The 23,928-nt window shown below is 21.4% G+C and carries 27 protein-coding genes and 1 tRNA gene; 9 read left to right on the top strand and 19 right to left on the bottom strand.

Annotated features, from left to right (window positions below; all coding sequences use genetic code 11):
- Positions 1 to 76 (top strand) — tRNA-Val (locus H0H41_RS02240).
- On the opposite strand, the gene miaA is transcribed toward H0H41_RS02240, so the two are convergent.
- The 7 genes from miaA to H0H41_RS02205 form a co-directional block, all read right to left on the bottom strand.
- Positions 36 to 977 (bottom strand): tRNA (adenosine(37)-N6)-dimethylallyltransferase MiaA, encoded by a 942-nt coding sequence (gene miaA / locus H0H41_RS02235; protein WP_185872522.1) that lies wholly within the window; start codon positions 975 to 977, stop codon positions 36 to 38. The two genes, H0H41_RS02240 and miaA, sit on opposite strands and share 41 nt — an antisense overlap.
- A gap of 32 nt (positions 978 to 1,009) precedes the next feature.
- The gene (aroC, locus tag H0H41_RS02230; RefSeq protein WP_185872087.1) at positions 1,010 to 2,083 is read right to left on the bottom strand and encodes a chorismate synthase; all 1,074 of its coding nucleotides are present in this window, start codon (positions 2,081 to 2,083) and stop codon (positions 1,010 to 1,012) included.
- A gap of 8 nt (positions 2,084 to 2,091) precedes the next feature.
- Positions 2,092 to 3,759, bottom strand: coding sequence for a DEAD/DEAH box helicase (locus H0H41_RS02225; protein ID WP_185872086.1), 1,668 nt, complete (start codon positions 3,757 to 3,759; stop codon positions 2,092 to 2,094).
- A gap of 132 nt (positions 3,760 to 3,891) precedes the next feature.
- Positions 3,892 to 5,202, bottom strand: coding sequence for an MATE family efflux transporter (locus H0H41_RS02220; RefSeq protein ID WP_185872085.1), 1,311 nt, complete (start codon positions 5,200 to 5,202; stop codon positions 3,892 to 3,894).
- A 56-nt stretch (positions 5,203 to 5,258) separates the two neighbouring features.
- The gene (gene gcvT, locus H0H41_RS02215) at positions 5,259 to 6,374 is read right to left on the bottom strand and encodes a glycine cleavage system aminomethyltransferase GcvT (protein WP_185872084.1); all 1,116 of its coding nucleotides are present in this window, start codon (positions 6,372 to 6,374) and stop codon (positions 5,259 to 5,261) included.
- A complete protein-coding gene (locus H0H41_RS02210; RefSeq protein WP_185872083.1) occupies positions 6,361 to 6,765 on the bottom strand; it encodes a 6-pyruvoyl trahydropterin synthase family protein in 405 nt (134 codons plus the stop codon). The genes gcvT and H0H41_RS02210 overlap by 14 nt, the downstream gene beginning before the upstream one ends.
- 3 nt (positions 6,766 to 6,768) lie before the next feature.
- On the bottom strand, positions 6,769 to 7,308 hold the full coding sequence (locus H0H41_RS02205; RefSeq protein WP_185872082.1) for an isopentenyl-diphosphate Delta-isomerase: 540 nt from the start codon (positions 7,306 to 7,308) through the stop codon (positions 6,769 to 6,771).
- Between the two features lie 51 nt (positions 7,309 to 7,359).
- Here H0H41_RS02205 and H0H41_RS02200 point away from each other — a divergent pair, with 51 nt between their 5' ends.
- Entirely contained in the window at positions 7,360 to 7,791 is a 432-nt protein-coding gene (locus H0H41_RS02200) for a hotdog fold thioesterase (RefSeq protein ID WP_185872081.1), read from the top strand.
- A gap of 2 nt (positions 7,792 to 7,793) precedes the next feature.
- On the top strand, positions 7,794 to 8,828 hold the full coding sequence (locus tag H0H41_RS02195) for a chorismate-binding protein (RefSeq protein WP_185872080.1): 1,035 nt from the start codon (positions 7,794 to 7,796) through the stop codon (positions 8,826 to 8,828).
- Here the strand turns inward: H0H41_RS02195 and H0H41_RS02190 are convergent.
- Positions 8,810 to 10,099 carry an NAD(P)/FAD-dependent oxidoreductase gene (locus tag H0H41_RS02190; RefSeq protein ID WP_185872079.1) on the bottom strand — a complete coding sequence of 430 codons (1,290 nt, stop codon included), beginning with the start codon at positions 10,097 to 10,099 and terminating at the stop codon, positions 8,810 to 8,812. The genes H0H41_RS02195 and H0H41_RS02190 overlap by 19 nt on opposite strands.
- Positions 10,100 to 10,187: 88 nt before the next feature.
- Between H0H41_RS02190 and H0H41_RS02185 the strand changes: the two genes are divergently transcribed.
- Positions 10,188 to 10,898: a zinc metallopeptidase gene (locus H0H41_RS02185; protein ID WP_185872078.1), complete on the top strand. Its 711-nt coding sequence runs from the start codon at positions 10,188 to 10,190 to the stop codon at positions 10,896 to 10,898.
- A gap of 6 nt (positions 10,899 to 10,904) precedes the next feature.
- Here H0H41_RS02185 and H0H41_RS02180 read toward each other — a convergent pair whose 3' ends face one another.
- Genes H0H41_RS02180 through nusB form a run of 4 tightly spaced genes read right to left on the bottom strand, consistent with a single transcriptional unit; the run spans position 10,905 to position 12,918 of the window.
- A complete protein-coding gene (locus H0H41_RS02180; RefSeq protein ID WP_185872077.1) occupies positions 10,905 to 11,012 on the bottom strand; it encodes a 30S ribosomal protein THX in 108 nt (35 codons plus the stop codon).
- Between the two features lies 1 nt (position 11,013).
- Positions 11,014 to 11,616: a dephospho-CoA kinase gene (coaE, locus tag H0H41_RS02175; RefSeq protein ID WP_185872076.1), complete on the bottom strand. Its 603-nt coding sequence runs from the start codon at positions 11,614 to 11,616 to the stop codon at positions 11,014 to 11,016.
- The gene (gene yajC / locus H0H41_RS02170) at positions 11,613 to 11,939 is read right to left on the bottom strand and encodes a preprotein translocase subunit YajC (protein ID WP_185872075.1); all 327 of its coding nucleotides are present in this window, start codon (positions 11,937 to 11,939) and stop codon (positions 11,613 to 11,615) included. The genes coaE and yajC overlap by 4 nt, the downstream gene beginning before the upstream one ends.
- Positions 11,940 to 11,979: 40 nt before the next feature.
- Positions 11,980 to 12,918 carry a transcription antitermination factor NusB gene (gene nusB / locus H0H41_RS02165; RefSeq protein WP_185872074.1) on the bottom strand — a complete coding sequence of 313 codons (939 nt, stop codon included), beginning with the start codon at positions 12,916 to 12,918 and terminating at the stop codon, positions 11,980 to 11,982.
- A 129-nt stretch (positions 12,919 to 13,047) separates the two neighbouring features.
- Between nusB and H0H41_RS02160 the strand changes: the two genes are divergently transcribed.
- From H0H41_RS02160 to H0H41_RS02150, 3 genes are all read left to right on the top strand, one after another.
- On the top strand, positions 13,048 to 14,760 hold the full coding sequence (locus H0H41_RS02160; RefSeq protein WP_185872073.1) for an ABC transporter ATP-binding protein: 1,713 nt from the start codon (positions 13,048 to 13,050) through the stop codon (positions 14,758 to 14,760).
- Positions 14,761 to 14,848: 88 nt separating this feature from the next.
- Positions 14,849 to 15,247 (top strand): DUF3276 family protein, encoded by a 399-nt coding sequence (locus H0H41_RS02155; RefSeq protein WP_185872072.1) that lies wholly within the window; start codon positions 14,849 to 14,851, stop codon positions 15,245 to 15,247.
- A gap of 97 nt (positions 15,248 to 15,344) precedes the next feature.
- Positions 15,345 to 15,824, top strand: a complete 480-nt coding sequence (locus tag H0H41_RS02150; protein WP_223843722.1) for a KdsC family phosphatase — start codon at positions 15,345 to 15,347, stop codon at positions 15,822 to 15,824.
- A gap of 72 nt (positions 15,825 to 15,896) precedes the next feature.
- Here H0H41_RS02150 and groL read toward each other — a convergent pair whose 3' ends face one another.
- The 7 genes from groL to pncB all read right to left on the bottom strand — a co-directional run bounded on the left by groL (position 15,897) and on the right by pncB (position 22,517).
- Positions 15,897 to 17,540, bottom strand: coding sequence for a chaperonin GroEL (gene groL, locus H0H41_RS02145; protein WP_185872070.1), 1,644 nt, complete (start codon positions 17,538 to 17,540; stop codon positions 15,897 to 15,899).
- A gap of 48 nt (positions 17,541 to 17,588) precedes the next feature.
- The gene (locus H0H41_RS02140; RefSeq protein WP_185872069.1) at positions 17,589 to 17,867 is read right to left on the bottom strand and encodes a co-chaperone GroES; all 279 of its coding nucleotides are present in this window, start codon (positions 17,865 to 17,867) and stop codon (positions 17,589 to 17,591) included.
- 105 nt (positions 17,868 to 17,972) lie between these two features.
- Positions 17,973 to 18,215 carry a preprotein translocase subunit SecG gene (gene secG / locus H0H41_RS02135; protein ID WP_185872068.1) on the bottom strand — a complete coding sequence of 81 codons (243 nt, stop codon included), beginning with the start codon at positions 18,213 to 18,215 and terminating at the stop codon, positions 17,973 to 17,975.
- On the bottom strand, positions 18,216 to 18,719 hold the full coding sequence (locus tag H0H41_RS02130; RefSeq protein WP_185872067.1) for a hypothetical protein: 504 nt from the start codon (positions 18,717 to 18,719) through the stop codon (positions 18,216 to 18,218). It abuts the gene before it with no gap.
- On the bottom strand, positions 18,709 to 19,959 hold the full coding sequence (locus tag H0H41_RS02125; RefSeq protein ID WP_185872066.1) for a sigma 54-interacting transcriptional regulator: 1,251 nt from the start codon (positions 19,957 to 19,959) through the stop codon (positions 18,709 to 18,711). Before H0H41_RS02125 ends, H0H41_RS02130 begins: the two co-directional genes overlap by 11 nt.
- Before the next feature lie 4 nt (positions 19,960 to 19,963).
- Positions 19,964 to 21,298: a tRNA (N6-isopentenyl adenosine(37)-C2)-methylthiotransferase MiaB gene (gene miaB, locus H0H41_RS02120; RefSeq protein ID WP_185872065.1), complete on the bottom strand. Its 1,335-nt coding sequence runs from the start codon at positions 21,296 to 21,298 to the stop codon at positions 19,964 to 19,966.
- Between the two features lie 46 nt (positions 21,299 to 21,344).
- A complete protein-coding gene (gene pncB, locus H0H41_RS02115) occupies positions 21,345 to 22,517 on the bottom strand; it encodes a nicotinate phosphoribosyltransferase (protein ID WP_185872064.1) in 1,173 nt (390 codons plus the stop codon).
- Between the two features lie 126 nt (positions 22,518 to 22,643).
- On the opposite strand from pncB, the gene H0H41_RS02110 reads away from it, so the two are divergent.
- Positions 22,644 to 22,916, top strand: coding sequence for an RNA recognition motif domain-containing protein (locus H0H41_RS02110; protein ID WP_185872063.1), 273 nt, complete (start codon positions 22,644 to 22,646; stop codon positions 22,914 to 22,916).
- Positions 22,917 to 23,040: 124 nt separating this feature from the next.
- Positions 23,041 to 23,928 (top strand): 4-hydroxy-tetrahydrodipicolinate synthase, encoded by an 888-nt coding sequence (dapA, locus tag H0H41_RS02105; protein WP_185872062.1) that lies wholly within the window; start codon positions 23,041 to 23,043, stop codon positions 23,926 to 23,928.

Here is a 23,928-nt window from a genome sequence, read left to right as displayed (position 1 = left end):
GGGTAATTAGCTCAGTTTGGTTTAGAGCATCTGTTTTACAAGCAGGAGGTCACTGGTTCAAATCCAGTATTGCCCACTATTTTTTTTAAAATAAAAGATAAAATTTTTTCTTTTTCATTTGGATGAAACCATGTAATATCAGTATCTTTTTTATACCAAGTTAATTGTCTTTTAGCGTATTTTCTCGTATTTATTTTTATTTTTTCTATAGTATCATTGATACAATTTTTTTTTTGATCAAAAAATTCAAAAAATTCTTTATAACCTATAGTTTGTAAACTATTTAAATTTTTATAAGGATAATATAATTCTGCTTCATATAAAAGACCTTTTTTTATCATATTTTCTACTCTATTATTTATTTTTATATAGATTTCATATCTAGGAAGAATTAATCCTATTTTCAAAATTAAAAAATCTCTTTTTTTTAATTTTTTTTGAAAAAAGAATGAAGGATCTTTTCCGGTAGATTTTATAATTTCTAAATATCGTATTAAACGTATAGGATTATAAATATCTATAAATTTATTTTTATTTTTTAATTTTTTAAATTCTTTTTGTAAAAAAGAAATTCCATTTTTTTTAAAATTAAAAATTAAATGATTTCTAATATTTTTATTAATTTTAGGAAAATTAGATAATCCTTCTGTTATAGCTTTTTCATATAACCCAGATCCTCCTACTATCAAAAGAATAGAATATTTATTAAATAATTTATTAATTTTTTTTAAACAATCTATTTCAAATAATTTAGCGTTATAAATATTATGAATACTTAAATGCCCTATAAAATGATGAGGAACTTTAGAAAGTTCTTCTATTGTAGGCATTGAAGTCCCTATTTTTAATTCTTTATAAAATTGTCTAGAATCACAAGATAAAATTTCAGTTTTTAATTTTTTTGCTAAAAATAAGGAAATATCTGTTTTTCCAACAGATGTTGGTCCTAAAATAAAAATAATAAATTTTTGATTCAATTTTTTATTAATAAATAAATATTTAATAAATATTAAAATATTTTAGATAATTTAGAATACATCCAATAATCAGCTAAAACTAAAGCAGTCATTGATTCAACTATTGGTATAGCACGTGGTAAAACACAAGGATCATGTCTACCTTTTCCTTCCATAAGGACAAAATTTCCATGTTTGTCTATAGTTTTTTGTTTTTGCATAATTGTTGCTACAGGTTTAAAAGCTATTCTAAAATAAATATCCATTCCATTTGATATTCCTCCTTGTATTCCTCCAGATAAATTTGTTTTAGTTTTTCCATTTTTATAAAATGGATCATTATGTTTAGATCCAGTTAATTTAGTACCATCAAATCCACTTCCATATTCAAATCCTTTAACTGCATTAATTGAAAGCATAGCTTTTCCTAATTCAGCATGAAGTTTATCAAAAACTGGTTCTCCTATACCTTTTGGTATATTTTTTATAACACAAGTAATAATTCCTCCTATTGTATCTCCTTCATTTTTTATTTTTTTAATTTGAGATATCATTTTTTCTGCTAAATATGGATCAGGACATCTTATAGAATATTTTTCTATAGATTCTCTAGATAAATCTAATTCTTTATATGATTTATTTACTGAAATGTTTCCTACAGAAGAAACATAAGATATAATTTTTATATCTTTTATTAATTGTTTAGCTACAGCACCAGCTACTACTCTACATATTGTTTCCCTAGCAGAAGAACGCCCTCCTCCTCTATAATCTCTTATACCATATTTTTGTTCATATGTAAAGTCTGAATGAGATGGACGATAAATATCTTTAATATGTTTATAATCACCTGATTTATGATCTTTATTATAAATAATAAATCCAATAGGTGTTCCTGTTGTTTGATTATTAAAAATACCAGATAAAAAATCCACCTTATCAGGTTCATTTCTTTGAGTAACTATTGATGATTGTCCCGGTTTTCTACGATTTAATTCATATTGAATTTCTTCTATATTTAATTTTAATCCTGCGGGACATCCATCAATAATACCTCCTAAAGCCATTCCATGACTTTCTCCAAAAGTACTAACTCTAAATAAATTACCAAAAATATTCCCTGCCATATCAAATTTTAATTTTTTATTTCTATAGAAATTGGTTTTCCTAAATGATTAATTCTACTCATTCCTATTAATACTTTATTTCTAAAGCGTTTTTCTATTTCAAATAATGAAGAATTTGATAAAATTTCTATATGTCCAATATGAATACGTGAATTATTAACTGCTTGATTAATTAGATTAATTAATCCTAATTTTGTCATATTATCTTTTGATCCTTTATTTAAAAAAAGTTTTAAAAAAGAATCTTTTTTAAATTTTTTTTCTTTTGAAAAAATTTTTTTTCTAGTATTAAACTTATTTTTTATAAAATTGTTATTTTTATTATTTTTAGTAAAATAAATAGAATTTATATCTTTAGAATTTTTATAATAATTGATAAAACGATTAAATTCAATCCAAGAAAAACGTTTTATTAATTCTTCTTTATCAAAGAATTCTAAATTTTGTTGTATTTTAGGAAGAAATTTATTCATTAATTTTTCATCTATAACTACTTTTTTTATTTTTTCTATAAAATAAAAAAATTGTTTTTCACATATTTCTTGTCCATTAGGAATTATAAATTTTTTAAATTTTTTTTGAATTTTTTTTTCAAATTCTTTTAAATTTTTAATTTCTTTATTTTGTATAATACAAACAGAAATTCCTGAATTTCCAGCTCGACCAGTTCTACCACTTCTATGTACATAAATATCACTTTCTTTTGGAAGATTATAATTAATAACATGTGTAATGTTACGAACATCTAATCCACGAGCGGCAACATCTGTTGCAACTAAAAATTGTAAATTTTTATTTCTAAACTTATTCATTACAAACTCACGTTGTGTTTGTGATAAATCTCCATGTAAAGCATCAGCATTATATCCATCTTTTATGAGAAATTCAGCTATTTCTTTAGTTTCTTTTTTTGTACTACAAAATATAATACCATAAATTCCAGGATTACTATCTACAATTCTTCTTAAGACTAAATATTTTTTATTAAAATGATTTACTATATAATAAATATGTTTAACATCATCAGATCCAATATTTTTTTGACCTATAATAATTTCTACAGGATCAATTAAATAATTATGTGCAATGGAATTCATATATTTAGACATTGTTGCTGAAAAAAGAAGGCTTTGTCTTTTTTTTGGTAATGTATTTATTATATAATCTAATTCTTCTTTAAATCCCATATTTAACATTTCATCTGCTTCATCAAGAATTAAATATTTAATCTTTTCAAGATATAATTTTTTTCTTTTTATTAAATCAATAATTCTACCAGGAGTTCCTATTATAATGTGATTTTTATTTTTTTGTAATGATTTAATTTGAGTATTTATGTTGACACCTCCATATAAAGAAATAATTTTTATAGAGGATAAAAATTTAGAATATTTACAAAAATCACGAGTAATTTGTATACAAAGTTCTCGTGTAGGACATAAAATAAAAGCTTGAGGAGTATTTAAATTATAATTTATTTTTTGTATAATTGGTAATCCAAAGGCAGCTGTTTTTCCAGTTCCTGTTTGAGCTAATGCTATAACATCTTTTTCTGAAGAAAGTAAAAATGGAATAATTTTTTCTTGTATAGGAGTAGGGCATTGAAAACCAATATCTTCTAATGCTTTAATAATATTATTATTAAAAAAATTGTATTCTTTAAATGTTTTTTTCATAAAAGAAAAGAATGGTTAAAAAGTAGCATTTTTAATTTTTCATTTATTATATTATATTAACAAATATAGGTAATTATTATAAACTAATATTGAGTATTATTATTTAATTTATAATTGAATATTAGTGATTTATTATATTTTTTTTATAAGTTTTTTAGTTATAATTTCATATCTTATAAAAAGTAATAATGCTGATATAGTAATACCTAATCCTAATCCAATCCAAATTCCTTGAATACCTATTTTAATAGATAATAACCAAGATAAAGGTAAAGCAATAATCCAATAAGAAAAAAAACTAATCCACATAGGAATATGAACATCTTGTAATCCTCTTAAAGCTCCAAGAATAATTCCTTGTAATCCATCAGGTAATTGAAAAAAACTGGCAATAAAAATCATTTTTTCTGCAATTAAAACAACTTCATAATCATTATCATTTTTTATATAAAAAAAAGGAATATAATTTCGAAAGAAAAAAAATAAAAAACTACATATTAACATAAAAATAATTCCCATTAAAAAAATAGATTTTCCTATTTTTCTTAATTCATAATAATTTTTTAAGGCAAATTGATTTCCTATTCTTATTGTAGCAGCTACAGAAAGACCTGTATTGAGTAAAAAAGTAGAAGAAACTAAATTGATAACTATTTGATGAGCCGCTAATACTTTAATTCCATATATACCTGATATAAAAGAAGAAATAGCAAAAGCACTCATTTCAAATAACATATGTAATCCAGATGGAATACCTATTTTAAGTATTTTTTTTAAATATTTCTTTTTTATAAAAAAACATTTAAAATGATCATAATAATTATGTACTTTTTTATATTTATACAATATAATTAAAATTCCTATTAACATAATTATACGAGATATTAAAGTTGAATAAGCTATACCTATAGAACCTAATTGAGGGAATCCTAAAATTCCATTAAGAAATATATAATTTAATATTATATTAATTAAAGCTGAAGACCAAGTAACTAAAAGACTAGGAAATACTAAAGATAATCCTTCGGAAAATTTTCGAAAAACTTCAAACATCATCCATGGAATAAAAGATATTCCTATTATTTCTAAAAAAGATATAGTTTCATTTAATATTTCTTTAGGTTGTCCTAAATAAGGAATAATATAACAAAAAATGTGTATTTCTATATACATTAATATGGATAAAAAAAAATTAATAATTAATCCATGATAAAAAATAATAATACCTTCTTTATATTCTTTTTTAGCATCTATAGATGCTATTAAAGATGAAATAGATGTTGATATTCCTAATCCAAAAATAATTATAATAAAAAAAGCAGCATTAGCTAATGATATGGAAGCTAAAGATTTTTTTCCTAAAAATCCAACCATAATGTTATCAGATAATCCTATACATATTACTCCTAATTGAGTAAAAAAAATAGGAATAGCTAATAACAAATTTTTTTTAAAATGGTTTAAATATGTTTCTTTTTTTTTAATAAAATTATTATTTTTTATATTTTTATAAAAGGTAATTTTACTATTTTTATAGAAATTTTTTTTTCTTTTATTAAAAGAAATAAATTTTCATTTATGAAATGAGTTTTTTTTTCCCATAAATATCCTAATCCTATTCCTTTTTTTAGAATAGGGGAAAAAGTACCAGAAGTAACATTTCCAACAAAATTATCATTTGTATCTATTAATGAATATCCTTGTCTTGGAATTTTTCCTTGTTTTTTTACAATAAAAGATATAAATTTTTTATATTTTCCATTTTTTTTTTGTATTTGTAATATTTTTTTTGCAATAAATTTTTTTTGAAATTTTGTAATCCAAGATAATCCCGCTTCAATAGGAGTTATTTCCTCAGAAAGATCTTGTCCATATAAACGATACCCCATTTCTAATCTTAATGAGTTTCTACTTGATATTCCACAAGGAATTATTTTATTTTTTTTAATTTCTAATTCTAGAATCTGATTCCATATTTTTTCTGTATATTCATTAGGGATATAAAGTTCTACTCCTTTAGATCCTGTATATCCAGTACAGGAAATTAATATTTCTTTAACTCCTGCAAATTCTCCTATTTTAAAATGATAAAAAGGAATTTTATCTAATAAAATATTAGTTAATTTTTGAATATAAAATAGTGATAATGGTCCTTGAATTGCCAATAAAGAATATTCTTGAGAAAAATCTATAAATTCTATATTATAATTATATTTTTTAATATAAGTATTTATCCATTTTGTATCTTTTTCAATATTAGCTGCGTTAACTATAAGTAATAATTTTTCTTCATTAATTTTATAAATTACTATATCATCTATAATTCCTCCATTATTATTAATCAAGCAATTATATTGAGCTTGACCTATTTTTATTTTTGATAAATCATTAGTCGTTAAATATTGAATTAAATTTATAGAATCTTTTCCATTTAAAATAAATTTTCCCATATGACTAATATCAAAAATACCAGCTTTATTTCTTACTGACATATGTTCTTTTAAAGAAGAAGTATATTGAAGTGGCATACAAAATCCATAAAAATTTACCATTTTAGCTCCTAAACATATATGATTTTTATATAAAATTGTTTTTTTTAAATTATTTTCCATCATATTCAACAAAATTATTTTCTGTTTCGTATAAAGTTATTTTTAAATCTAAATCAGAAGATATTCTTTTATTTATTTTATTCCACATAAAAATAACAATATTTTCCGCAGTTGGATTTATAGAAGAAAATTCTTTTAAATCTAAATTAATATTTTTGTGATCAAAAATTGTTTCTATTTCTTCAAAAAGAATTTTTTTTAAATTTTGTAAATTTAGTACAAATCCTGTTTCTACATTAATTTTTCCTGTTATACTAACTATATATTTATAATTATGACCATGATAATATGCACATTTTCCAAAAATTTTTATATTTTTTTCATGATTCCAATAATTATTATAAAGTTTATGAGCAGCACTAAAATGTCCTTTTCTACTTATAGTTATTTTCATAATTTAATTTAATTGATTAATATAATTTTTAAGTATAATTTTAAACCATATTGTATATGATTCTGGATAAAGATGAATATTTTTTATTAATTTATTCAATGGAATCCATTTCCAATTTTCAACTTCTTTATGGTTTATAATTGGAGATTTTTCATAATATCCTACAAAAACATGATCTAATTCATTTTCTATTAATCCATTATTTAATAATTCATAATAAGTAAAACAAAACTTATGTGTTAAAAAACAATCAAATCCCATTTCTTCTATTAAACAACGGTGTGCTGCTTTTAAAATTGATTCATTTTTTCTAGGATGACTACAACATGTATTAGTCCATAGTAAGGAAGAATGATATTTTATTGAAGATCTTTTTTGTAACATTAAATCATTTTTAAAATTAAAAATAAAGACAGAAACAGCACTATGGAATAACCCTTCTAAATGAATTTTTTCTTTTTTTTCAAATCCAATAATTTTATTTTTTTTTCCTATTAAAGGAATAAAATTATCATCTATTATTTTATTTTTTTTATCTTTCATACCTTCATATTTTATAAAAAATTATACCAAAAGATTATATTTAATTGGAGAATGAAAAAAAAAATTAACGAATTATTAAATAAATTAAATCATTTAAAAAAAAATACATTAATGAATACATTATGTATTCAATTTATTGAATTATCTCTAAAATTAGATTTTTTAATAGCAAAAATGAAAATAAGTCATAAAATTCTTCAACCTTTTGGTTATTTACATGGAGGAGCAACGATAGTTTTAGCTGAAAGTGTTGGTAGTTCTTTGTCTTTTTTAAATTTAAAAGAAAATAAAAATAAAGAAGTTTTTAATATTGAGATTTCTGCAAATCATATTCGATCTATTAAAAAAGGAATTTTATTTGCTAAATCTAAAATTATTCATAAAGGAAAAATTTTACATATTATTCAAACCAATATTTATAATGAAAAAAATACTATTATTAGTTTTTGTAAAATGACTAATATTATAATTCAAAAAAAATAAAAATGTCAAAAAAAATAAGTATTTTTTCTTTATATAAAAAAATTATAAAAAATTATTGGGATAAAAACAAATTTGTTATTTTTAAAAAACCTCACAATAATAAAATTTATTTTTATTCTCATTCTAATTCTAAAAAAAATAATTTTTTTTTAATAAAAAATTTTGATTGTGATTATAAAAATATAAAAATAGTTCCTAAAAAAATTTATTATGTAGATATATTAAAATTTTTTATAAAAAAAAATTATGAAAGTAATTATTCTTTTTTAACATATTCTATAGAATATAAAAATTTAATTAAAAAAGCTATAGAAAAAATACAAAAAGGACAACTTAAAAAAGTTGTTGTTTCTAGATCTATAAAAATTCATTTTCATAATTTTTATTTAAAAAAAACTTTCCAAAAATTAATTTTTTCTTATCCAAATGCTTTTATAAGTTTATGGTATGATGTTAATCATGGATTTTGGATAGGATGTTCTCCAGAATTATTAATAAAATCTTATCAAAAAAAATTGGAAACTGTTGCTTTAGCAGGAACTATTTGGAATAAAAATAAATGGACAAAAAAGGAAATAGAAGAACATAAAATTGTAATAAAATATATTGTTCATTTATTAAAATATTACAAAGGATCTATTTTTTTAAAAAAAACTAAAATTATAAAAATGGGAGATTTAAAACATTTAAAAACTTCAATTTTTTTTTCATTTTTAGAAGATCCTGATTATTATGAAATAATAAATCGTTTACATCCTACTCCTTCTATTTGTGGATTTCCTAAAAAAGAATCTTTAAATTTTATTCAAAAATATGAAGGATATAAAAGAGGTTTTTATACAGGATATATTGGTATTATAAATAATAATAATATGGAATTATATATTCATTTAAGATGTGCAAATATTCAAAAAGAAAAAAAAGAAATTACTTTATATGCTGGAAGTGGAATTACTTTAAATAGCAATATAGATAAAGAATATATCGAAACAGAAAATAAAGTAAAAAATATTCTTTCTCAATTTTTTTTTAAATGATTTTTTTTTCTATAAAATGGTCTTATAATTAAACGTACACTATTATGATAATGAAAATATTGAATAATCCAATTAGTTAAAGCTATTACTTTATTTCTAAAACCAACTAAACTAACTAAATGAATAAACATCCACACAATCCATGCTAAAAAACCTTTTAATTTAAAATAAGGAAAATCACATACTGCTTTATTTCTACCAATAGTAGCCATAGAACCTATATTTTTATATATAAAAGGTTTAATATTTTTTTTATTATTAAAAAAATGATTAAAATTTTGAGCTAAATAATTACCTTGTTGAATGGCAGGTTGAGCCATCATAGGATGACCGTTTTGATAAGATTTTATATAAGCAACATCACCAATAGCAAAAATATTTTTATATTTTATAGTTTTAAGATAATTATCTACTAAAATTCTATTTCCCATTATGTCTTCTTTTAAAAATCCTTTTATAATAGATCCTTTGACACCTGCAGCCCATATAACATTAGAAGATTCTATTTTTTGATTTTTTTCCATAAAAACTATTTTTCCATCATAGTCTTGTACTAAACAGTTTAACCATATAATAACTCCTAATTCTTTTAAATTTTTATAAGCTTGTTTTGCGGATTTTTCAGACATACCATCTAATAATCTTGAAGTAGCTTGTAATAAATGAATATTCATATATTTATCATCTAAATTAGGATAATCATATGGAAGAATATATTTTTTCATTTCTGCTAAAGCTCCAGCAAGTTCTACTCCAGTTGGTCCTCCTCCTACAATAACAAAAGTCATAATACTTTTTTTTTCTTTTATATTATTTGTTAATAAAGCTGATTCAAAGTTTTGTAAAATAAGACTTCGAAGATTTAAAGCTTCTGTAATAGATTTCATTGGTAATGAAAAATATTCAATATTTTTATTACCAAAATAATTAGTAACAGATCCTGTAGATATAATTAAATAATCATAATATAAATCACCTATATTAGTATATATTTTTTGTTTTTTTGTATTAATATAATGTACATAAGCCAATCTGAAAAAAAAATTTTTTGTTTTTTTAATAATATTTCTAATAGAATGTGCTATAGAATCTGGTTCTAATCCAGCTGTAGCAACTTGATATAATAATGGTTGAAAAGTATGGTAATTATTTTTATCGATGAGAACAACCTGATATTTATCTCTTCTTAATTTTTTTGCTACTTGCAATCCAGCAAATCCAGCACCAATAATAACTACCCTTTTTAGATTATTTATTGTTGGAATATTCATAGTCAAAAATTTGACACATAAATAGCTAATTTATATATATTTTCATTTTAATTGATAAATTAATAATTTTGTTTAAAAATAGATTTTTATGAGTTACTATTTAATTATAGGTATTACTTTTTTAGTAAGTTTTATTGTTAATTTAATTTTAAAAAGAAAATTTCAAGAATTTTCTAAATTTCATTTACATTCTTATATGAGTGGAAAAGAAATAGCAGAAAAAATGTTAGAAGATAATGGAATTACTGATGTAGATGTTCTTTTAATTGAAGAAGAAGGAAATTTAACAGATCATTATAATCCTATGAATAAAACAATAAATTTAAGTCAAATAGTTTATAATGGAAGAAATGCTGCTTCTATTGCAGTTGCTGCTCATGAATGTGGTCATGCTTTACAACATAAAGTAGGTTATAATTTATTAAAAATACGAAATCGTTTAATATTTATTTTAAATTTTAGTTCAAAATTTACTAATATAACTATAATGGCTGGATTAACTATTTTTTATAATTCCGGTGGAAAAGATTCTTTAATCCTGCAATTAGGAATAGCATTATTTTTTTTAATTGTTTTTTTTTATTTTCTAACTTTACCAATAGAATTTGATGCAAGTAATAGAGCTTTAAAATGGATAAAAAAGAAAAATATAGTAAATTATCAAGAATATAATAAAGCAAAAGAATCTTTAAATTGGGCAGCAATGACTTATGTTATTTCTGCTTTAGGAAGTTTAGCTCAACTAATATATTTTCTATCTTTTTTTTTCACAGGTATAAATAAAAAAGATGATAAATAAGAAATTTTAATTCTTTTTTTTCTTTTTTCTTATATTTTTTGGATTTGGCCGAAGATTTCCATAAGTTTTATTTTTAATTTTTCCTCTTTTAGTTTTTTTATCTCCTTTTCCCATATTATTTTATGTATTTATTAAATAATTTATGCATTTTATCTGCTTTTTTTTGTAAAAAAGTTATAGATGAATAATTATGAATAATAAAATGAGATTTTTTTTTTCTTTTTTTATTAGATATTTGATTATTTAAACGATTTATAATTTGATTTTCATTTAAATTATCTCTTTTTATAATTCTTTCAATCATTTTTTTTTTCGGTGAAGTGATTGTAATAATACAATTACATTCTTTATAACTTCCACTTTCAAATAAAAGTGCAGATTCTTTTATAACATAAAAAGTTTTCTTTTGTAAAGAAAAAATCCAATTTTTAAAATCAATAGAAATCCATGGATGTATAATAGAACATAATAATTTTAATGCATTAGGATTTTTAAAAACAATTTCTGATAAATAATCTTTATTAATTTTTTCTTTTTTATAAGAATTATTTCCAAAATGTTTAATAATATTTTTTTTTACAATTTTTATTTTATTCATTAATATCTTTCCTCTTTTATCCGAAGAATAAATAGGAATTCCTTTTTTTTTAAAAAAAGAAGACAATAAACTTTTTCCAGAACCCATTTTTCCAGTTATTCCTATTAATAAAAATTTCATTTTTTATTATTTTTTATTTTTAATAATTCCTTTTCCTTATAACGTAATTCTGTTAAATCTTTGGAAATAGTATTTTTTTCCAATTTTATTTTTCCTATAATAGTTTCTAGTATACAAAAATTTTCTGTAATATCTATAATTTTTCCATGTATTCCAGAATTTGTTACTATATAATTTCCTCTTTTTAAATTATCTTGAAATTTTTTTTCAATTTTTTGTTTTCGTATTTGAGGACGTATCATAAAAAAATAAAATATAATAAAAATTAATGCAAACATACAAATAGTATTTGCAATAGAATTTTGTTGTAATAAAAAAAACATAATAATAAATATTAAAATTAATTAAAATAGATTTTTTTATTTATAATAATCCTTTTCCTATTTTAAATATTTTATTTTTTTTGTGTAAAAATTTAAAAATTTGATCTAATATTCCATTAATAAACATTTTACTTTTTTCCATACAAAATATTTTTGTAATTTCTATATATTCATTCATAGTAGCTTTTGGTGGTATATTTGGAAAATATAAAAATTCACAAATAGCCATTTGTAATATAATTAAATCTATAATTGCTATTCTTTTTATATCCCAATTATTTGATATATTTTTTATTAATTTATTAAATTCTTCTTTATGAAAAATGGTGTTTCTATATAAATCAATAATAAATTTTTTATTTTCATCATTTTTATAAATATTATATAATTTAAAATTTGGGGGAGTAGAATATTTTATAAATTGTAAAGTTTTACATACCATAGTATGAGCTATACATAAGTTTTCTTTTCCATTAATGTATAAATCTTCTATATATTCTATTAATTTTTTATTAGGAATAATAATATTTTTATAATATTTTATGATAAATTTTTTTTCCTCTTCAAAAGAGGATTCAAAAGAAGTATAATGTTTATTATAATTTTTTTTATCTATTGATTGTTGCATTTCTTGTAATAAAAGAAAAATGTATTTATCTTTTTTTTTCCATAAAATTTTTCCAGAATTTTTTTTAGAATTATATTCTTTAATTAAATATTTATTATTAGATAGTATTTTAATAACAGAATTATATGCAAATTGATGTATAGTATTTGTGTTAATTTTATCATATTTCTTTTTTTGTAAAGAATTTTCTCTAATTTTTAAAATTAAAAAAAGAAGAGAAATATATAAATTATGCAATTCTTCAATACTTTTAAGCATATTTTTTTCAACTTTATTTGAATCTATTTTAGATAAGTGTTGAGCATATAAAAATTGTAAACTTCTTATTCTAAAGTATCGTCTTATTGACATTTTTTATTAATAATGTTGATTTAATATAAATCAATATATTTTTATAATTTTATAAAAATATTTTATATGTACAATTATATTATATAAATAAAAAATCAAACTTAAAAAGTTTGTATTTTTGTATGTTATATGAATGGTTTATTTGCTTTTAGCAAAAAATATTGTAAAAAATATAAATTACGTTTATTTATAGGTTTTTTATTGATTTTAATATCAAATATTTTAACTTTATTTCCTATTCCTTATATAGGAAAATCTATTAATACAATTAAAAATTTAATTACTAGTTTTTCAGATACATCAAATTTTTTTTCTTTAAAAAAAGAAATTTGTATTTATACTATTATTATATTAATAGTTCCAATTATTGGAGGTTTTGTTAAATATCATATGCGCCAATGTATTATTACAACATCTAGAATGATAGAATTTGATATAAAAAATGAAATTTTTTTACATTATCAAAAATTGAGTTTATCATTTTATAAAAAGAATTCAACAGGAGATTTAATGAATCGATTAACAGAAGATGTTTCTTTTATTAGACAATATATAGGACCTGGTATAATGTATTTTGTAAATCTTATTGTTCTTTTTTTTATGGTTTTTATACAAATGTTACGAATTAATAAAATTTTAACTTTTTATGTAATTTTGCCTATTCCTATTCTTTTTATTTTCATTTACTATATTAGTATTTATATTACTAAAAGAAGTAATCAAGTTCAAAATTATCAATCTTTTATATGTTCTTTTATTCAAGATACTTTTTCCGGTATTCATATTATTAAATCATTTGTTTCAGAATCTTTTTTTCAAAAAAAACATAATAAAATTATATTTAAATATCAAAAAAAAAATATAGAATTGGTAAAAATAGATACTATTTTATCTTCTATTATCATATTTTTTATAGGAACTAGTCATTTATTAATTATTTTTTTTGGAGGAAAAAAATATTTTGAAGGAGAAATAAAAGAAATAGGGACTATTGCTGAATTTTTTACATATATTAATATTTTAATTTTTCCTTTTATTATATTAGGTTGGGTAGTTTCTATTATAGAAAGAGCTAAAGTATCAAGACTTCGTATAAGTGAATTTTTAAAAGAAAAACCAGAAATTTTTAATAACAATTTGATAAAAACAAAAATTTTTGGTAAAGTACAATTCAAAAATGTTAGTTTTATTTATTTTAAAAATAAAAATGATACAATTAGTAAAATATCATTTACCCTAATGAAAGGTAAAACTTTGATTATAACAGGAGAAACAGGTTCTGGAAAAACAACTATAGGTAGATTAATATCTAGATTATATGATCCATATAAAGGAGATATATTAATAGATAATTTATCTTTAAAAAATCATAATTTATATGATTTTAGAAATAATATAGGTTATGTTCCTCAAGAATCTTTTCTTTTTTCAGATTCAATTTATAATAATATAGCTGTAGGAGGTATAGAAAAAGTATCTTCATATAAAGTTTATGAAGCTGCAAGAAAAGCTATGATAGAAAATGATATTTTAAATTTCAAAAATGGATATGAAACAATTATAGGAGAAAGAGGAATTACTTTATCAGGAGGACAAAAACAAAGAATATGTATAGCAAGAGCACTTATAAGAAATCCTAAAATTCTTATATTCGATGATAGTTTTTCTGCTATAGATCAAAAAACTAGAAAATTAATTATTTATTATATAAAAAAAGAATTGAAAAATAGTACTATTATTATTATTACTCATGATATTTCTTATATATCTGATTTTGATTTATTTATTGTTTTAAAAAATGGAAAAATATCAAAAATAAAATATAATAATATTATATTATAAAATTTTTTAAAAAAAAATTAATTTTAAATAATTATTCTACATTTTTTTATTTAGATTTGCTTTATTAGGATTATAATATTTTATTGAAATGGACGAAAAAGAAAATATCAAAGAAAGAAATGAAATTTGTTCACGAACTCTAAAAACTGGTAGTAGAACTTATTTTTTTGATGCAAGAGAAACAAGAGCTGGTGATTATTACTTAACAATTACTGAAAGTAAAAAAAATTTTTCTGAAACAGGAGAAATAACTTATAAAAAACACAAAATATATTTGTATAAAGAAGATTTTTCCAAATTTCAAAGTATACTTGATGATATGATTCGATTTATCATTAATGAAAAAGGAAGAGAAGTTATTTCAGAACGTCATCAAAAAGATTTTAAAAATCATACAACATATAATCAAAATCAAGAGATTAAAGATGCTCAAAAAAAAACATCAGAAATAAAGGATTTTACAAATATTAATTTTGAGGATATTTAAAGTTTAAGTTTAATATTTTTTTTATTATTATACAGTTTTTTTTATGTTGATTTAAGGTTTTTTTAGGAGAATGGATACGAAAAATTATCTGAACATAATGAATGATATTAATACTTTTGTATTTGATGTAGATGGAGTATTAACAAATTGTACTTTAAATTTATTTCCAGATGGAAATATGGTACGTCAAATGTTTGTTCAAGATGGATTTGCTATGGAAATAGCAAAAAAAAAAGGATATAATTTATGTATCATTACAAAAGGTTCAGATTTAATGGTTTTTAAACGTTTAAGAAATTTGAATATCCGTTATATTTATCAAGGAGTTGATAATAAAAAAAAATATTTAGATGAATATTGTAATATTTTAAATATTACAAAAAAAAAAGTTCTTTACATGGGAGATGATCTTCCTGATATTGAAATCATGAGATCTGTAGCTTTACCTTGTTCTCCAATAGATGCCGTTCAAGAAGTGAAAGATATATCTAAATATATTTCTCCAAAAAAAGGAGGAAGAGGATGTGTAAGAGATGTGATTGAACAAACTTTAAAAGTTCAAAAAAATTGGTTTTAAATTTGTTTTAAAAAAAATAGTGTCTTTATTAGGACACTATTTTTTTTTATTATTTACATCAACATTTTACATCTACATCATTCCTCCCATTCCACCTCCTCCAGCTCCTGGCATAGGAGGTGCTACATTAGATTCTTCTTTTTTTATTTCTGTTACTACACATTCAGTAGTTAATAACATTCCAGATACTGAAGCGGCATTTTCTAATGCAACTCTAGCTACTTTTGTAGGATCTATAATACCTTCTGCAATCATATTTTTATATTCTCCAATTTTTGCATCGTATCCATAATCTCCTTTTCTTTCAGCTACTTTAGCAACAACAACAGATCCTTCTCCACCTGCATTAGCAACAATTTGACGTAAAGGTTCTTCTAAAGATCTTCTAACTATTTGAATACCAGTATCTTGATCTGAATTTTCTCCTCTTAAATTATCTAAAGAATTAATAGCACGAACTAAAGCTACACCACCACCTGCTACAATTCCTTCTTCTACTGCAGCTCTAGTAGCATTTAAAGCATCATCTACACGATCTTTTTTTTCTTTCATTTCTACTTCAGAAGCTGCTCCAACATAAAGAACTGCAACTCCTCCTGCTAATTTAGCAAGACGTTCTTGTAATTTTTCTTTATCATAATCTGATGTAGTTGATTCTATTTGTGCTTTAATTTGATCAACACGTGCTCTTATATCTTTTTTATTTCCTCCTCCATTAACAATAGTAGTATTATCTTTATCTATAATTACTCTTTCTGCTTTACCTAACATATTTAATTTTACATCTTCCAATTTACTTCCTGTTTCTTCAGAAATAACAGTTCCTCCTGTTAAAATAGCTATATCTTCTAACATAGCTTTTCTTCGATCTCCAAATCCAGGGGCCTTAATAGCAGCTACTTTTAAAGTTCCTCGTATTTTATTTACTACTAATGTAGCTAAAGCTTCTCCTTCAACTTCTTCAGAAATAATAAGTAATGGTTTTCCAGACTGTGCTACTGGTTCTAGTATAGGTAATAAATCTTTCATTGCTGCTATTTTTTTATCAGACAATAAAATTTTAGGTTGATCAAATTCAGTGATCATTTTTTCAGTATTTGTAACAAAATATGGAGATTGATAACCTCTATCAAACTGCATACCCTCAACAACATCAACGGATGTATCTGTTCCTTTTGCTTCTTCTACAGTAATAACTCCTTCTTTTCCTACTTTTTCAAAGGCATCCGCTATCAAAGCTCCAGTTTTTTCATCATTATTTGCTGAAATAGAAGCTACTTGTTTTATTTTTTCTGTATTTCCTCCTACTTCTCTAGATTGTTTTCTTAAATCTATAATTACAAATTCTAAAGCTTTATCTATACCTCTTTTTAAATCCATTGGATTAGCTCCAGCTGCTACGTTTTTTAATCCTTCTCTAACTATAGCTTGAGCTAAAACAGTTGCAGTTGTAGTTCCATCTCCAGCAACATCATTTGTTTTAGAAGCAACTTCTTTCACCATTTGTGCTCCAAGATTTTCAATAGGATCTTCTAATTCAATTTCTTTAGCTACAGTAACTCCATCTTTAGTGACTTGAGGACCTCCAAATGATTTTTGTAATACAACATTACGACCTTTTGGTCCTAAAGTAACTTTAACAGCATTAGCTAACGCATCTACTCCTTTTTTTAATTTATCTCTTGCTTCAATATCAAATTTAATATCTTTTGCCATAATTTTTTAATTTTTTGAATACTTAATAAGTTATATGAAGTTATATAATCATATGATAGCTATTATATCAGACTCTCGCATAATGAGGTATTCCTTACCTTCCCATTTTAATTCTGTTCCAGAATATTTTCCGTATAAAACTCTATCTCCTTCTTTTAGAATCATAGGTTCATTCTTTTTGCCTTTACCTACCGCAATTATAGTTCCTTTTTGTGGTTTTTCTTTTGCAGTATCAGGAATAATAATACCTGAAGCTGTTTTTGTTTCAGCAGGATCAGGTTGTACAAGAACACGATCTGCTAAAGGTTTAATCTTTACTTCCACCATATTTTAAATAATTTTTAAAGTTTACGACACTAATTAAAAAAAAGCCAAAAACATGCCAAATAAAAATTTATTGATTTTTTTTCATCTTAATAATATTAAATGACATTATGTCATATTTAATTTTAAAAAAAAATTAAATAATAAAATTAAAAAAAATATAATAATAGATAAAAACCAAGTAATATTTTCTAAAAATGTATTTGTTCTTTTAATACCAAAAAATCTAAAATTTTTTTCCATAAAAGTTTGATTAATACTTTCTTTTTTAGGATTTTGTATAAGTATAAATATTATAAGAAGAAAACACATTAGAATAATAAAAAATCCAGATAAAGTTATATATGTCATTTATAAATTATTATTATTTTCATAAAATATTTTTTGATATACTTGAATTGTAAGTTTTTCTATAATTTTATTAATAATTTCTTCTAAAAAAAGATTTTTTTTATAATAAAAATATTCTGATACAATAAAATTTTGTTCCCAATTTTGTTCTGGTTCTAAATTATCTTTATAACATATTTTCACTGTTATTTGAATTTTTTTTAATGAATAATTTTCTGTTGGAATAATTGCATAATCTAAAAATTTTCCTTCTAAAATAATATCTCCATCTTTTAATGCTAAATAAGAAGGATTATGTTTTAAAATATAATTTTCTATATTTTTTTTAAAATCAAAAGAAATAGATCTTCTAGGTATATGTATATTCATTTCTTCTGAAAAATCTCCTATTTCTATTGTTTTTATTGGATAAAAAAATGAATAAATAGAAGTATAAGAACAACTAGTAATAGTAATAGATATAAATAGAAAAATAAAAAAAAAATAAATTTTTTTATAATCCATATTGTTTAATTTTTCTATATAATGTTCTTTCTGAAATTCCTAATTCTTTTGCTGTTTTTCTTCTTTTTCCATTATTTTTTTTTAAAGCTTTTTGAATAAATTCTATTTCTTTTTTTTCTAAAGAAATAGAAGAAGATTCATTTAAATTATCAAATGAATCTTCTTCTACTTCTTCATAATCTAAATTATTATCATCTTCAGATAATTTATATGAATCTTCTAATTGAAAAATAGAGTTATCCTTATTATAAATCATTTTTCCAAAAATTTTTTCCATAAGTTGTTGATTTTCTTTAATAAATCTTGTATTAGTATGATTTTTAATTAATTGAAAAGTAATATTTTTTAAATCATTAAAATTTTTTTTCATATCAAATAAAATTTTATATAAAAAATCTCTTTCTTTAGAAAGTCCTTTAAAAAAATTTTCATTATGAGAAAATGATATTGAAGGAATATTTTCTGGAATATATTCTTTTAATTTTTCTACGGAAATTTCACGTTTAGTTTCTACTACAGAAATTTGTTCTGCAATATTTTTTAATTGTCTGATATTTCCTGGCCAATAATAATTTTCTAAATATTTTAAAGATCCTTCAGTAAGTGTTACTGAAGGCATATGGTATTTTTCTGCAAAATCATTAGCAAATTTTTTAAATAAAAATTTAATATCATTTTTACGACAACGTAAAGGAGGAACGTTAATTTGTACTGTATTAAGTCTATAATATAAATCTTCTCTAAATTTTCCTTTTTGTATAGATTCTATCATATTTAAATTAGTAGCAGCAACAATTCGTATATTAGTTTTTTGAATTTTGGAAGAACCAACTTTAATAAATTCTCCTGATTCTAATATTCTAAGAAGACGAACTTGTGTAGTTAAAGGTAATTCTCCTACTTCATCTAAAAAGATAGTTCCTCCATTCACTCCTTCAAAATATCCTTTACGCATACTTATTGCTCCTGTAAAAGATCCTTTTTCATGACCAAACAGTTCACTATCAATAGTTCCTTCTGGAATTGCTCCACAATTTACAGCAATATAAGAATGATGTTTTCTAGAAGAAAATTGATGAATAATTTTTGGAATAAATTCTTTTCCTACTCCACTTTCTCCAAGAACTAAAACAGATATATCTGTAGGTGCAACTTGTATTGCTTTTTCTATAGCTTGATGTAAAGCATAATCATATCCAATGATTCCAAATTTTTGTTTTATATTTTGGATAGATTCCATATTTTTATTTTTTTACATCTTTATAAATTTTTCCAATTAAAGTAGCAGAAGTAGTTTCTGTTATTTTTACATATGTAAATTGTCCTATTTTATAGGATTCTTTAGGAAAAACTATAACTAAATTTTGTGTATTTCTTCCATACCAATATTGATTATTTTTTTTAGATTCACCTTCTATTAAAACTTCTTGTATTTTTCCTACATATTCTTTCATTCTGAATAATGAATGTTTTTTTTGTAAATCAATAATTTCTTTTAATCGTTTTTTTTTAACATAATGTGGGACATTATCTTTTAATTTTCTATATGCATAAGTTCCTGGTCTAGAAGAATAAGAAAACATATAACCATAATTATATTGAATTTCATTCATTAAATCAATAGTATCTTGATGATCTTTTTCTTCTTCATTACAAAAACCAGTCATAATATCATGTGATATAGAACATTCAGGAATTATTTTTCTAATTTTTTTAATTAAAGAAATATATTTTTCACGTGTATATTTTCTATTCATTAATTTTAATATTTTATTACTTCCAGATTGAACAGGTAAATGAATATGTTTACAAATGTTAGAATGTTTAGAAATAACTTCTAATATTTTATCCGACATATCATGAGGATTAGATGTAGAAAATCTTATTCTCATGAAAGGTATTTCTGGAGCTAAAAAATTTAATAAATCAGAAAAATCCATATTGTTCCATTTATAAGAATCAACATTTTGTCCTAAAAGAGTTATTTCTTTATATCCATTTTTATATAATCGTTTACATTCCTCAATTATATAATATGGATTACTGCTTATTTCTCTTCCTCTTGTAAAAGGAACTACACAAAATGTACACATATTATTGCATCCTCTAGTTATACTTAAAAAAGTTGTTATTTTTTTTAAATAAAATGGATTTATATCTGAATATGTTTCATTTTTTTGATTATTTGAATAAATATATGGTTTTCCAATTATAGCATTTTTAATAAAATTAGGTATTTCTTTATAAGAATTAGGATTTACAAAAAAATCAATTTTTTTTTTCTTTAAAAGAATATCTCTAAATTGTTTAGATAAACATCCTATAATACCAAATAAAATTTTATTTTTTCTTTTTAAATATTGTAATTCTTCTAATCTATTGTTTAATGTTAATTCTGCTTTTTTTCTAATAGAACAAGAATTAAATAAAATTATATTTGCTTCTTTTAAATTTTTTGATAAAAAAAATCCATTTTTAAATAAAATAGAAATTACTATTTCACTATCTGATACATTCATTTGACATCCATAATTTTCAATATAAAAACTATTGTTTAATTCTTTTTTATTGTTTTCCATCTTATATAATTATTAATAAATAAAGGTAAAATAAAATGACATTATGTCATAAATGAAGGATTTTTTTAGCAAAAAAAATCATATTTTTTTTTCCAGTTGATTTTTTTTCAACATTAGATAATTTTACTACTGAAATCCAATTTTTTTTTGGAATGGTTTTAATCATTTTAATAACAATATTCATAGAAGGAGGACCAACATCATTAGTAAAATTAGTTCCTATTCCAAAAAAAGGATTAATTTTATTTTTACAAAAAGAAGAAATAAAAGCCACTTTATCTGGATTAAGATTATCAGAAAATACAATTTTTTTTTTAATAGGATTTATTTTAAATTTTTTATAATGTTTTATTGTTTTTTTAATAAAAGAAATAGGATCACCGCTATCATGTCTAATTCCTTTAAAAGTATTAGAAAGTTTTTTATTAAAATTTTTGAAAAAAATTGAAGATGTGTATGTATCGGATAAAGCTATACCTAAATTTCCTTTATAAATATTTAACCAATTTTCCATAGCTATACGATCTGCTATATTAAATCCATATTTTGCTGCGTGAAACATAATCCATTCATGTCCTTTAGTTCCTATTGGTTTAATGGAAAATATATGAGATAAATGAACATTACTACTTCCTATAAAAAAAGGATATCCTTCTTCTATTAAAATTTTAAGTATTAATTTATGTACTTGATAAGAATATCTTCTTCTTGTTCCAAATTCTCCAATTTTAACTTTTAATTTTTTATATTTTTTTAATTTTTCTTTAGTAAGAATGATGATATTTTTATCAGATAAACGTTTTATTCCTGTTAATTTATAATATAATTCAGAAATAATAGCCATTAAAGGAACTTCCCATAATATAGTTCTACTCCATAATCCTTCTATATTCATTTTTATATTTTTTCCTTTTTGATATATATTTACTTCTTTTGGATTATATTGATATTGATTTAAAAAATCTAAATAAGAGGAATCTAAATAAGGACAATATTTTTCTAAAAAAATTCTTTCTTTATTTGAAAGTTTTAAATAAGACATTTTATTAAGATTTTCTTTTAAAATATTTGCAAAATTTTTAGGAAAAGAATATTTTCCTCTATTAATAAATTCATATTTAGCTTTTACTAATGGAAATAATTTAAGAACAGCATTTTGCATAGTAAATTTATAAAAATCATTATCCAATAATGATGATATAATAGAAAAATTATTCATTATAAGTATTCTTTAACTTATTTATAAAAATTTTTTAATTTAATATAAAAAATAGAAAATTTATATTTTAATATATTTAGAAAAAATATTTCTCTAAATTTGCTTTGAAAACAATTTATTTTTAATATGGACAATACGAAATTATATGTAGGTAACTTATCTTATGATATGACAGAACAAGAATTAAAAAAATATTTTGAATCTATAGGAGAAGTAACTCATGCTAAGATAATTTTTGATGAATCTACATCAAATAAAAGAAGTAAAGGATTTGGATTCATAGAAATGTCTAATGAAGAAAACGCAAAAAAAGCTATAGAAAAATTAAATGGGACAGAATTTATGGGAAGAAATATTATTGTATCTGCAGCTAGACCTAGAACAAAAAAAGATTATTAATAATTTAATTTATGTACATACGCTTACATCTGTTTTTTTTATTTTTTTAAAAAAAAATGATTAATGATATCTCAATATGAAATAATAACTTTATTAATATCACATATATATATCAAACTAATCTATGAAAAAATTATATGGAACAGGTGTAGCGTTGGTTACTCCTTTTAAAAAAGATGGAAAAATTGATTTCAATGGAATTGAAAAACTAGTAAAATATGTTTTAGATAATGAAGTTGATTATTTAGTAGCATTAGGAACTACAGCTGAAACTGCTACTCTAAAAAAAGAGGAAAGAAGAGATATTATTAAATGTATTCAAAGTAAAAATTATAAAAAACTTCCTTTAATATTAGGAATTGGAGGGAATGATACAATTAATATTATAAATCAAATAAATAAAATAAAAAATTTATCAGATTTTTATGCTATATTATCAGTTTCTCCTTATTATAATAGACCTTCTCAAGAAGGAATATATGAACATTTTAAATCTATTGTAAATTCTACTGAAGCAAAAATTATTATTTATAATGTTCCTAAAAGAACAGGATCTAATATAACTCCAAATACTGTTTTACGTTTAGCTAATAATTTTAATAATATTATAGGAATAAAAGAAGCTTCTGGAAATATATTGCAATCTTATAAAATTCTTGAAAAAAAACCTCAAAATTTTAGTGTTATTTCAGGAGATGATTTTATTACTTTACCTATAATATTAGGTGGAGGAGAAGGTGTAATATCCGTCATTGCTCAAGGATATCCTAATAAAATTTCTAAAATGGTTTCTTTAGCTAGAAAAAATCAAGTAGAAAAAGCTTTTTCTATTTTTTATGAAATTATTGATATGATAGATTTAATTTATGAAGAAGGGAATCCTACAGGGATTAAAACTTTTTTAAGTATAAAAAAAATATGTAATCCATATGTAAGATTACCATTATTAATTGGAAGTTACTCTTTAAAAGAAAAAATGATGAATTTAATAAATAAAAAAAATAGAAATTAA

It is taken from the genome of Blattabacterium cuenoti (assembly GCF_014252255.1).
Lineage (GTDB): Bacteria > Bacteroidota > Bacteroidia > Flavobacteriales > Blattabacteriaceae > Blattabacterium > Blattabacterium cuenoti_J.
This window is presented reverse-complemented; position numbering and strand designations above follow the sequence as displayed.

Excerpts from the sequence above, each read along its gene's own strand:
- aroC (WP_185872087.1), bottom strand. The coding sequence starts at position 2,083 with ATGGCAGGGAATATTTTTGGTAATTTATTTAGAGTTAGTACTTTTGGA.
- H0H41_RS02225 (WP_185872086.1), bottom strand. The coding sequence starts at position 3,759 with ATGAAAAAAACATTTAAAGAATACAATTTTTTTAATAATAATATTATT.
- gcvT (WP_185872084.1), bottom strand. The coding sequence starts at position 6,374 with ATGATGGAAAATAATTTAAAAAAAACAATTTTATATAAAAATCATATA.
- H0H41_RS02210 (WP_185872083.1), bottom strand. The coding sequence starts at position 6,765 with ATGAAAATAACTATAAGTAGAAAAGGACATTTTAGTGCTGCTCATAAA.
- H0H41_RS02205 (WP_185872082.1), bottom strand. The coding sequence starts at position 7,308 with ATGAAAGATAAAAAAAATAAAATAATAGATGATAATTTTATTCCTTTA.
- H0H41_RS02200 (WP_185872081.1), top strand. The coding sequence starts at position 7,360 with ATGAAAAAAAAAATTAACGAATTATTAAATAAATTAAATCATTTAAAA.
- H0H41_RS02195 (WP_185872080.1), top strand. The coding sequence starts at position 7,794 with ATGTCAAAAAAAATAAGTATTTTTTCTTTATATAAAAAAATTATAAAA.
- H0H41_RS02190 (WP_185872079.1), bottom strand. The coding sequence starts at position 10,099 with ATGAATATTCCAACAATAAATAATCTAAAAAGGGTAGTTATTATTGGT.
- H0H41_RS02185 (WP_185872078.1), top strand. The coding sequence starts at position 10,188 with ATGAGTTACTATTTAATTATAGGTATTACTTTTTTAGTAAGTTTTATT.
- H0H41_RS02180 (WP_185872077.1), bottom strand. The coding sequence starts at position 11,012 with ATGGGAAAAGGAGATAAAAAAACTAAAAGAGGAAAAATTAAAAATAAA.
- coaE (WP_185872076.1), bottom strand. The coding sequence starts at position 11,616 with ATGAAATTTTTATTAATAGGAATAACTGGAAAAATGGGTTCTGGAAAA.
- yajC (WP_185872075.1), bottom strand. The coding sequence starts at position 11,939 with ATGTTTTTTTTATTACAACAAAATTCTATTGCAAATACTATTTGTATG.
- nusB (WP_185872074.1), bottom strand. The coding sequence starts at position 12,918 with ATGTCAATAAGACGATACTTTAGAATAAGAAGTTTACAATTTTTATAT.
- H0H41_RS02160 (WP_185872073.1), top strand. The coding sequence starts at position 13,048 with ATGAATGGTTTATTTGCTTTTAGCAAAAAATATTGTAAAAAATATAAA.
- H0H41_RS02155 (WP_185872072.1), top strand. The coding sequence starts at position 14,849 with ATGGACGAAAAAGAAAATATCAAAGAAAGAAATGAAATTTGTTCACGA.
- H0H41_RS02150 (WP_223843722.1), top strand. The coding sequence starts at position 15,345 with ATGAATGATATTAATACTTTTGTATTTGATGTAGATGGAGTATTAACA.
- groL (WP_185872070.1), bottom strand. The coding sequence starts at position 17,540 with ATGGCAAAAGATATTAAATTTGATATTGAAGCAAGAGATAAATTAAAA.
- H0H41_RS02140 (WP_185872069.1), bottom strand. The coding sequence starts at position 17,867 with ATGGTGGAAGTAAAGATTAAACCTTTAGCAGATCGTGTTCTTGTACAA.
- secG (WP_185872068.1), bottom strand. The coding sequence starts at position 18,215 with ATGACATATATAACTTTATCTGGATTTTTTATTATTCTAATGTGTTTT.
- H0H41_RS02130 (WP_185872067.1), bottom strand. The coding sequence starts at position 18,719 with ATGGATTATAAAAAAATTTATTTTTTTTTTATTTTTCTATTTATATCT.
- H0H41_RS02125 (WP_185872066.1), bottom strand. The coding sequence starts at position 19,959 with ATGGAATCTATCCAAAATATAAAACAAAAATTTGGAATCATTGGATAT.
- miaB (WP_185872065.1), bottom strand. The coding sequence starts at position 21,298 with ATGGAAAACAATAAAAAAGAATTAAACAATAGTTTTTATATTGAAAAT.
- pncB (WP_185872064.1), bottom strand. The coding sequence starts at position 22,517 with ATGAATAATTTTTCTATTATATCATCATTATTGGATAATGATTTTTAT.
- H0H41_RS02110 (WP_185872063.1), top strand. The coding sequence starts at position 22,644 with ATGGACAATACGAAATTATATGTAGGTAACTTATCTTATGATATGACA.
- dapA (WP_185872062.1), top strand. The coding sequence starts at position 23,041 with ATGAAAAAATTATATGGAACAGGTGTAGCGTTGGTTACTCCTTTTAAA.